Annotated in this window: 8 protein-coding genes and 1 other RNA gene (1 of these 9 cut by a window edge); 1 reads left to right on the forward strand and 8 read right to left on the reverse strand. The window is 47.1% G+C overall.

The features are described 5' to 3' along the window. Positions 1 to 316: 316 nt before the first annotated feature. The 8 genes from VM94_RS28335 to VM94_RS21530 all read right to left on the reverse strand — a co-directional run bounded on the left by VM94_RS28335 (position 317) and on the right by VM94_RS21530 (position 9,145). On the reverse strand, positions 317 to 1,003 hold the full coding sequence (locus tag VM94_RS28335; protein ID WP_138829084.1) for a hypothetical protein: 687 nt from the start codon (positions 1,001 to 1,003) through the stop codon (positions 317 to 319). Next, the gene (locus VM94_RS29420; protein ID WP_082127838.1) at positions 966 to 1,424 is read right to left on the reverse strand and encodes a Mov34/MPN/PAD-1 family protein; all 459 of its coding nucleotides are present in this window, start codon (positions 1,422 to 1,424) and stop codon (positions 966 to 968) included. The genes VM94_RS28335 and VM94_RS29420 overlap by 38 nt, the downstream gene beginning before the upstream one ends. Next, positions 1,421 to 3,115: a ThiF family adenylyltransferase gene (locus VM94_RS27895; RefSeq protein ID WP_082127839.1), complete on the reverse strand. Its 1,695-nt coding sequence runs from the start codon at positions 3,113 to 3,115 to the stop codon at positions 1,421 to 1,423. The genes VM94_RS29420 and VM94_RS27895 overlap by 4 nt, the downstream gene beginning before the upstream one ends. Further along, a complete protein-coding gene (locus VM94_RS27900) occupies positions 3,115 to 4,257 on the reverse strand; it encodes a CBASS cGAMP synthase (protein WP_082127840.1) in 1,143 nt (380 codons plus the stop codon). The genes VM94_RS27895 and VM94_RS27900 overlap by 1 nt, the downstream gene beginning before the upstream one ends. Beyond that, complete coding sequence (locus tag VM94_RS27905; protein ID WP_082127841.1) at positions 4,251 to 5,276, reverse strand: CBASS cGAMP-activated phospholipase; 1,026 nt, start codon at positions 5,274 to 5,276, stop codon at positions 4,251 to 4,253. Before VM94_RS27905 ends, VM94_RS27900 begins: the two co-directional genes overlap by 7 nt. A gap of 236 nt (positions 5,277 to 5,512) precedes the next feature. After that, complete coding sequence (locus tag VM94_RS28340) at positions 5,513 to 6,106, reverse strand: hypothetical protein (protein WP_138829085.1); 594 nt, start codon at positions 6,104 to 6,106, stop codon at positions 5,513 to 5,515. Beyond that, the gene (locus VM94_RS28345; protein WP_138829086.1) at positions 6,103 to 6,594 is read right to left on the reverse strand and encodes a hypothetical protein; all 492 of its coding nucleotides are present in this window, start codon (positions 6,592 to 6,594) and stop codon (positions 6,103 to 6,105) included. The genes VM94_RS28340 and VM94_RS28345 overlap by 4 nt, the downstream gene beginning before the upstream one ends. Before the next feature lie 202 nt (positions 6,595 to 6,796). Continuing rightward, positions 6,797 to 9,145, reverse strand: a complete 2,349-nt coding sequence (locus tag VM94_RS21530; RefSeq protein WP_221937627.1) for an AAA family ATPase — start codon at positions 9,143 to 9,145, stop codon at positions 6,797 to 6,799. 24 nt (positions 9,146 to 9,169) lie between these two features. Between VM94_RS21530 and ssrA the strand changes: the two genes are divergently transcribed. After that, positions 9,170 to 9,266, forward strand: a transfer-messenger RNA (tmRNA) gene (gene ssrA, locus VM94_RS29425) (it continues 187 nt past the right edge of the window).

Here is a 9,266-nt window from a genome sequence, read left to right on the forward strand (position 1 = left end):
CCTCCTCAAGCAGCGTCAGAATCGATACGACAGCTTCGTCAGGAGCCATAAACAAACGGCCAATCTCAGTTGAATTGAGATTAAGTCCCCCTAGCTCATATCAGGCAAGCGCAGCCCTGTGATCGGCTGATCGTTATTGTCATATAACGTGCCACTGAACAGTTCTCCAAGTCGCAACACCTGAAGTTCGGTCTCGAATGGCACAAGTACCCGTTTGTAATACTGATCTTGATCTGGTGTCATTTGATAACAATTAACAGAGGTATGAGACTTATTGGAGTGAAGATGAACTTTGCAGTGGTGTACGTCCTACATATCATAATGTAATTCTCGGCACCACACTACGGATGTGGTGCCTGCTAGCCAAATCGGTGAGGAGACCTTTCATCCTATGTGACTTCACGCGCCATAACGGTATAGATCCACCGCGGGCGGTGGTTCCAGCCGTAGTGATATCGTTGACTGAACATTTAAACGACGTATCCCATGAAATTCTTACGCGCTTTACAACAGTACGGGAATCGGGATAAATCGGAGTAATGTTGAAATAACTTTTCAGATCTGCCACCTCCAACACAGTTCCCATCGCAACAATACCAGCCAGATTTTCGTAGGCGAAAACAATATCCCCGACAATCAACTGAGAAAGTGCTTGATCGTACGTGTCTACAGATGGGGACGGTGTGGCATATGCGAAGCCCTCGGCAAGCCAGTACGTGAAAGGGGTGACATTACGAATGTCTGGGTAATCGAGGCGGAAGCTGTCCAAGTCAGTGTTGAAAATAAAACAGCGCTCTGGTTGGAAATTTTGTATAGTCATAATAAAAATGAAAACTTTTTTCAACGTATATTCACATGCGGACAAGAAAAATTTAGAAGCAGCATGGCTTGTCGGATGTTGCGGAACTGGACCGGTCGTCACAAATTTCTGGGATGGCCTTGCAGATGAAAATGCCGGTGGCGATTCATTCCCTATCAGCTGCTTGAATAATTTCTCTTTCACCAACCCCCAACCATAACGAGCCATCCATACCGACAATCATAAAAACCATTGGTATTAACACACGATCGCTGATCTTCCTCCATTCAGACAGATCGATGTACGAGGGAGATGGGAAAGTCTCTGGATGAGTATGCCACTCTCCTAGGTAATCAATCTTAGAGTCGCTGTCTTGCCATCGTTTAATCGCAGTGTTTAGATGATATCTGTCACATCGAAAAAATCTGAACAAGGAACGACGATCTGCAGTCTGCGGACATGTGGCTTCTACAATGTGAAGATGATCCCCTCGCCTATACCCGAGAAGTATGCCTCCAGCTTCTGTCTTATGCATTGCATCCTGTCGAAAGCTCAGAATTGTCTCCATAACTGCCGGTTCAACTAAAATCCGAGCTAGATCTCGGAATGGATGAACCCATATCATTGGCTTCCGCACGCCTGGCACTCTTTCAGAGGAGATATGTTTTGATTTTTAACTATTTTTGCGTCTGTTTTTTCAATGTAACGGGTACGAAACCTTGGACTAGGATCTCCTTTCATCCAATCTATCACAGCGTCTGTCGCGAGCGATGCGGCATGCATTGGTGCCGACACTGCATATGGAGTAAAAGATCTACATCCAAAATTTTGTCGCTGCGGTGGACGCCTTATCGTAGGAAATCGCTCCTCTCGAAACCGATTTGTGTCTGGCAATCGTAAACAACGGAAACAGCCATGTCGTTTTGAATCTACGAAGAGCGACTGAACGCACTCACCGTTTCCCTTTATCCAAACATAAAGAACTGGTGGAACTTTTATCTTCTGCCTAAGATGATTTTCATTGATCATTTCGCTAACAGCTTCTTCGCCAGTTGCATCAATGATTAGATCTCCGGTGAAAAATTTAGAAGTAGCACGCACTGCTTGAGTTTGCACAGATATACGTACATACGGAAATTGTCTATAAATCTCTTGCCGTAATGCCTCTGCCTTGGATTTAAACAGAGCGGTCATTCCAAGATAGTGGCGACCAAGATTTTCAGCTCCGATCGTATCTGAATCGATTAATACAAGCTCACCACGGCAACCAGTCCCTGCACCAAGCCGGACAAGTGCTTGTACTAAGTAGCCACCGATAGCACCGCAACCGACAAGTGTAAGACGCTTTTCCTTTAAATCCTTGAAAACCAGGTTCCGGCTATGGATGAAATCTGCCCGAATATCAGTGATGTCGACGCGAAAAATTGGCTTCAAGCCTCCTTTCCGATGAAGATACTGCTTGAAACGTTTGGGTGCATCACGATATCCCAGCCGCATCATCTGATCTAGCTCAAATCCGAAACCGATCCAACCTTTTGGAGTATCTATCGCAAACGTCACAAATGCCGCATTAAGATATTCCTTCTCACGCTCCAGTACCCGTTGAATATTATTGTAAAGGGCGAAATCCCATTTTTTCAACCAAAAAAACAACTCTTTTATTGTGGCTGGCATAGCATCGTCCGGTAAGACAGGTCGACGCTCCGTACGAAATAACCAGCACTTGCACCGACTCGTTTTCGGCGGTGCGCATCCCAAAGTTGTCGCTAGTATTTGAACATCAGCATAGTTTGTCGCGATTACTGCTTTTCGTTCTGGGGCATCACCTACAAGATAGTATTCGCAGTATGCATTCTCACTTGACGTGGAGCACAAGACGACCGGCCACGGTGGGGATAATTGGCCGTATACCCAATGGGTAAGAAACTCGTCTTGAAAATCATCGGAACAATATTTCGGGTCCGACACAATTTTTTCGAGCACAGTAGTTGCTTGATCCAAACATTGTGCAACCGCTGTCGCAGGATCATAACGATCCAAGACTACAGAGCCAGGCGAAAAGTAGCACAACCCATTCAATACATCGACATGAGCCATAAGCGATGGTAAGAATGCGGGCTTCGATATCAACGTAATACGCGGGTAAGAAATAAAGTCCCAGTCATCTAGACAAACTTGCACACGGACAGTTCCGCTATTGCAATGAAGATCACCTTCAAAAATTCGACCTCCACCAGAAACATATTTAGTCGTGATGAACCCACGTGCGCTAAGCATTCGAAGCGTTTCGCCTAAGCGAATGGTCGTCGTGTCCATTAGCCAGCCTGCGTTGCCACAACAACAGGACGCGTAACTTGGCGAGCTTCGGTATTTCGAATGGCATCAGCGCTCGTATCCTGCTCAATCAGATTCTGATCATCTGGAATGCGTTGGCCAAACACTCGTCTTAGAGAGGCTATGGCGTTTGACTTCAACCCAATACTCCACGTCCTGGCTTGGAAAAGCGAGTTCTGAAGTTCCGTCGCCTTTTGGGCTGCAAACCCACGTCCCATCGGATCCAATCGATTGAAGTCTTCCAAACGATCATCGATTGCGACCTCACGAATATCAAAGCGGATCGCTGTTGCTAGATGCTCCGCTGCCTTTTCAATCGCGAGATCATCTCGACCGGGCTGGCGTTGGAATTTTTGCGAGATCGCAATCATTAGACAAACAGAACTTGGACCAGCATCCTCCCAGTGAAAATCGCGCCATGCCTTCATATATCGGCATACGTGCGCTAACTGGTCGCCATGCTCCGCAAGCCGATCTTTAAACCAGCGTGTTATAGCTTCCGGGTCGGACGGTTTCCACTCGCCCTTACGAGTTGCCAGCATGATCGTATCCATTTCCTCCCAAAGCTGCTCTTGTAAAAACTCCGCGCTATCTAATGCTATTCCCCGAGCGTTCAACACTGCTGCTTTATCTATAATTTGAACAAACTGATCGTCAGGCGCTGCATAAAGAGGTAAATCTATATGAGCCCATGATGCCACCTTTACTCGTATACAAGTATCTTTTCCTGGGGTTAAAACCCATTTTTCTTGATCACATAATATCAATAAAAGCTGTTCGACCAAGCTAAAATAAAGCTTCGCCATGGCATGCGGTGGGCCATTATCTTCCCATACAGTTACAGGCAAGTACACTCCGAAATCCCAGTCCATTTCCTGAGGAGGATACTGTGCAGGTTGTACACAAGTATCGTATGACCAAGATCCTTGTGTCCTGAAACGCGGCGTTACTCTTCGATTCATTCCCAAATGTGAAACTGTCGCCGCCTCGATTCCTCTCCTAAGATGATCACGGATCTTGTTCTTACAGCTCACCAAATACTCCCGCTGTTCGGCGGTTGGCCTCAACTGGTGACCAAATGCATGGCTGATTGGTTCAGCGAATAGTTTGTGCAATTTCAGCATACTTTAGACCCATCAAGGAGATTGGCATTCACGCCGTAAAAGAAGCACGGCGTGGCTGGTTTGTGCTTCAAGAAACTGAGGAAATATGGATCACCCAGGCAAGCCTTTGAGCGTTGGCTTGCCGACCCAAGTAATGCCTCACGGGCGGGCGCATCCGCTTTGTCGAGAGCAACTGCCTTGGCAGTTTCGTCAGTCAAGTTGTCATCAACATGGTAATAACGGTCCTTCGTCAAGCGATGACAGAGCATAAAGTCTGAGAGCGACTCTTGTACAGATATCGAAAGTCCAAACAACTTCTTTGGCATGTTGGACGGGTTCAATCCTCCCCAGTCGTAGGTTCCACCGGCACGGTTTCGTCGTGGATCAACAGTGAAGCGTGAAGACATGGTACCTATCGACATCAAATGAATATTCTCAATAGCCGAATTGAGGAAACAGTTAGCCTCATGAACAGCAAGAAGGCCAGGTGCATTAGCATACAAGCCCCCATCGACGTATTGATTGTTGTCGAACGTATATCGAGGAAAATACGATGGCGCAGCGCTCGTGGCCATAGCTATATCTACGATTCTATGTCTGTGGTCCCGCTTAAATGTTGGATGATGCGGAGTCTTGAACAGCACTGGCATGCCGTTTGTATAGCTAATACTGGGAATAATCACTGGGTGCAGACAAGATCCCAAGACGCGATCTCCGAATAAATCGTCCTCGGACAGCAGTTGCTTCAGCTCCTTTCCCGAATATGGAGCCCGTAGAATACCTTTCAGTGACCAGCGGCGCTTAAAAATGTTGCCACCATTTTCTTCGAAAAGTTTCACCATTTTTTTTGCGGGAATTTCCAATGCTAGCGCAAGTGCCAATATACCGCCAATCGAAGTTCCTGCGATCAAGTCAAAATGACGAGCGATTGGGCCGCCAATTTCGTCCTCAATATCGGCGAGAATTTTGGCTGTGTACAGACCTCGGTACCCCCCACCTGATAATGCTAGTACTTGAAAACGTTCTTGTTCTCTGCTCATCTAAGCGCCCATTTTTATTGATGGTTTGGGTATTTTGTCAAATTTTTTACTTCAACACAATAAAATAAGAAAAATTTTATTTTCATATTTTTCTTAAATTTCCATTTTCACCTTTAGGCGAAAAATTATCGCCTTTCTGGTTATCCTTTACTTGAATCTGGCCACCTTTTATCAAATTTCAGCATGGAAAAATTCTAAAAATATCACACTGCTAATTTTGGTAAGGCAGTAGGTCTTCATACTCGCTCAAGAACGAAGCGCCCGTAAGTATTTCGGCTGGTAAAGTAGTTTCCACTTAGAGTATCAATTGTCGTATTTCTATATTGCAAGATTGCCGACCCTGTATACGGACTACTCACGCTTGCATTGACTTGTTTTGGTTCCACTTGGTAGACATAATATAACAATGGTAGTCCAGACTCCGAATCCTTCTTAGGTTGAGCGATGAGCGTCTTGGAATGTGAGCCAGGCGATTCAACCTCCATGCTAATCTTCACGAAATCTTGCTTGATGGTAGCTTGTGACACAACTTCTCCTTTTTTTCCATCTACGACATAGTGAATTGTCATTCTCCATGTGCCTTGAAGATTTGGAAAAAAAATCGTGTTAAGGCGTGGAAACATCGACCATAACCACTTCCACCCAATGTGAAACATAAAAAGCAACACCAAACTTAAAGCAGCTGAGCCAGTCATTGCGATTTTCATATTTTTATAGAGGTGAGTTGCGTCGGATTGTTGAGTGGCAATTCCGACGATGACAGAAACCACAATACCATAGAAAACCGCAAATCCAGCGATAACGCGGTTAAGGGGAAGTAAAGTAATCATGAGGCTTTTTTAAAGTAGACTTCTTTTCCATGCTGAAATATCGCTATCCCCAAACTATTGCTAACGATACCGGTTGCACTAACTCCTGATAGCGCGGAGCCGAACAGTGCTGCAAAATAGCGGCCACCGAATAGTTTAGTCCGGTCAATTTCCATATCTGCCACAATAGGTGGTGAAAAATATTGGGCAACTAAAGTAATTTCAAAATTCGACGAAACAACATGAAATCCATCATGAAATTCGCTATAAACGGAAGAGATCTCGAGCAAACTATCAATAGTAGAGCAACGCTTCCAATTATCATTGGACAAGCGAATTGGAATGATCGGCAACATAGATGGGGTATCACAAACAATAATCCCCGCGCCAGAAAAGTCAGTTCCAGCACGGGCCTGCAATGCAGTTAAAATATTCACCAAATTCTCAATCATGTCCCTACCGTCCTTTTTTACTTCATTTCCACTCACCGGAGGGAAGCTCAATTTCATAAACCGTCATTTAATCGGATGATGGTCCACATTGTAGACGACTGCTCTCTTATTGCATCTACCAAACGCTCTATGCCGGCGACCTGCTCCAACATCACCTCGATCTGCTGCGCGGAATTCTGGCCATCAACAAGCTGCAGGGCAAGTTGCCGTCCGTTGTTGTATAAGCGCTTTGTAGCAAGGCGTGGCCAGGTTGCACGAGTCAGGTATTCCCACCCAATGCCGCTTGCGCCGCAAGGCAATCTGCGACGTAAGCCAGTTCTTGGTTGACCTCCTTCTCACGCTTTTGAAGTGCTGCCAAGCGTTGCTGCTGGGCCTGCTGGACGTCCACTGGCGCTTTATTCAGTTGCTTGATCTTGGCCGTGCAGGCCGCAATCTTCTGCCCTAAATCTGCAAGCAAGTTGCTACATGACAGTTGCTTCTTTTGCGTGAAAAGCTGGCATTCAAAAAGGCGAATCGCGTCGTAAATCTTGACGACCTCATTGCTCGTCTTAGAGTGAACAAAATTCAGGCTTCCTTCGTCAAAGGCATGATGCTCCTGGTTTTGGCCGCTCCAGTTCACCAAATCTTGTTTGATGAGGTCAAAGTGCGCTCGGTCATAGGCAATATGTGGCTCCACCAACGCGAAGGTTTTTTCCAGGCTCAGCTGCAGGTACATGCTTTTTTTTAACGCAGATTTCTTGAACTGCGCAGTCACAGAAACAGCATTTTCCAAACAATACTCCAATACCATTGACTCGAACCAGATGCGGCAATAGATCAAGGCCTGGCGAATGTCATACACGCCCAAAGCACGATGAACTTTTTCTTGGAAGCCCCCCGTATGGTCCACCATGACGATACCCTGGTTTGTGTAGCTGAGGACGGCGCTGCTGTGCTGGTCAGCCTGTGGATGCCGATCGGCGATGATGCAAAATCGCTCCCAGAATAGGCGATCATGCGTTGTGATAATCATCTGCGTCCGACGCAAGTACGAATCAGCAAAGAACAAGTCGATGATATTAGAACGGTGGTCACTGTCGATTGCATTGACGACGTCGTCAAACACGATCAATGGAAATTTGTTCTTCTCTGCCATCGCCAACAGCAAGGAAAGTCCAAGTACCCGCAAGTGCCCCTCACTCAGGATGGAGAAGGCATCCAACGAACTGCCATCTGCGTTCAATATTTTAATGCGATAGGTTTCACCCGTTTTCTCGAAACTTAGCGCATGGATGCATTCATGATTATCGTCATGATGATTGATCGCCTTATAATATTCGGCCGCCTTGCCTTCGATGCCGGCGATGCGCGATTTTTCCAGAAAAAGCTTATACCCCAACAAGTCCCGATAGAGGTTTCCATACTCCAGCTGCAACTGGTCGATGAGCGTATTGAGTCGCATATTGTCGGTATCGTTACCTTGCAGGCTGGCGCGCTGGCGCGTTAGTTCAACGAGCTGTCTGCGAATTTCTTTTAATGCGGTTAGTGATACCTTCTTTTCGTCAAAGAGCCCTCTAAGCACTTCAGCCGCTTCTTTGAGTTGTTTGGCTTCTTGTTTGAGGCGCCTCACCTGAACATCCACCTGCGCTATCTCATTTTGCTTCTTTCTGCAGACGTCAAAGTACGTCGCGATGTCTGCCTCATCTCTAGCCAGCAACTCGATCAACTTGGTGAGTACCTGCATCGCTGTCCCCGCCCTATCTGTCGCAGAATGGAAATCCATCAGGCTGGCCCGAAGGGATTCCAATGCCAGAGCACATGGTATGCCCAGGCGCAGGTTGCTATTGACCGCAGTGACTGTTGTGCCAATTGCCGAGGCTAACTGCGTCATGCACCACTCGATGCGCTGCTGTGAAGTCTTGAGCTGGTCAAGCACACTCAACATTGCCAGCTCGCGCCGAGCTTTTTCAAACGGATTGACGACCACGCGAGCCAACGGCGTCGAACAGGCCGGACAGTGTTCGCCTGCCCCCGCGTTCTCGATCGCCTGCAGGGCTTCGTAGACAGCGCGATAGTTGATGGCCATCACGTTCTTCAATAGGGCTACGTCAATCCTGGATTTTCGAGAGAGCAAGCGACGCGCAATCCGCACGGCACCGAGGATGCGCTTCATCGATGCAGCAAACGGCATTTCTGCGACCTTCAGCCGTTCAACCTTGTGGAGTTTGATTTCCGCCAGGCTAGTCAAACGTGTGTGCCTAGCGCGCACGGCAAATTGTTGGTCAACACGCAGGTTTAGACGTGTACATACGTCTTCGTTGAGTACAGAAACGGTATGCTTATGGTAGCGTCGGTGTTGGTGGAGCTCCTCTCTGGCAGCATCCAGGGTACGCACTGCCTCGCTTTGGCTTGGTTGCCGATGCGATGTGAGGTTGAAGTTCTCGGGCTTCACAAACCGCAAGATCACCTCCTGAAAATCCTCCAGTCCAAACAAGGTAGCAATCACATCGCTCTCGGCGCTACCTGTATCCTTCGAACCTAACAGGGAAAACTCCTGCAGACGGTTTCGATCGATGAAACAACTTGACCAAGTCAGGCTAGCAGGTACGCGATTGCGGTCTGTGCCCATAAGGTTCAGCTCGACCTTGCCTGCGCGCCTCGCAACGTATTGCTTAATCTTGGTCTTACGGCGGTCTGTGTAGTGGTTTAATGTACCCGGACACTGATTTAGGCGAGAATGCTCGCCATGG

The sequence above is a fragment of the Janthinobacterium sp. KBS0711 genome (genome assembly GCF_000988085.1).
Lineage (GTDB): Bacteria > Pseudomonadota > Gammaproteobacteria > Burkholderiales > Burkholderiaceae_D > Janthinobacterium > Janthinobacterium lividum_E.

Excerpts from the sequence above, each read along its gene's own strand:
- VM94_RS28340 (WP_138829085.1), bottom strand. The coding sequence starts at position 6,106 with ATGATTACTTTACTTCCCCTTAACCGCGTTATCGCTGGATTTGCGGTT.
- VM94_RS27905 (WP_082127841.1), bottom strand. The coding sequence starts at position 5,276 with ATGAGCAGAGAACAAGAACGTTTTCAAGTACTAGCATTATCAGGTGGG.
- VM94_RS28345 (WP_138829086.1), bottom strand. The coding sequence starts at position 6,594 with ATGAAATTGAGCTTCCCTCCGGTGAGTGGAAATGAAGTAAAAAAGGAC.
- VM94_RS27900 (WP_082127840.1), bottom strand. The coding sequence starts at position 4,257 with ATGCTGAAATTGCACAAACTATTCGCTGAACCAATCAGCCATGCATTT.
- VM94_RS21530 (WP_221937627.1), bottom strand. The coding sequence starts at position 9,145 with ATGGGCACAGACCGCAATCGCGTACCTGCTAGCCTGACTTGGTCAAGT.
- VM94_RS27895 (WP_082127839.1), bottom strand. The coding sequence starts at position 3,115 with ATGGACACGACGACCATTCGCTTAGGCGAAACGCTTCGAATGCTTAGC.
- VM94_RS29420 (WP_082127838.1), bottom strand. The coding sequence starts at position 1,424 with ATGATATGGGTTCATCCATTCCGAGATCTAGCTCGGATTTTAGTTGAA.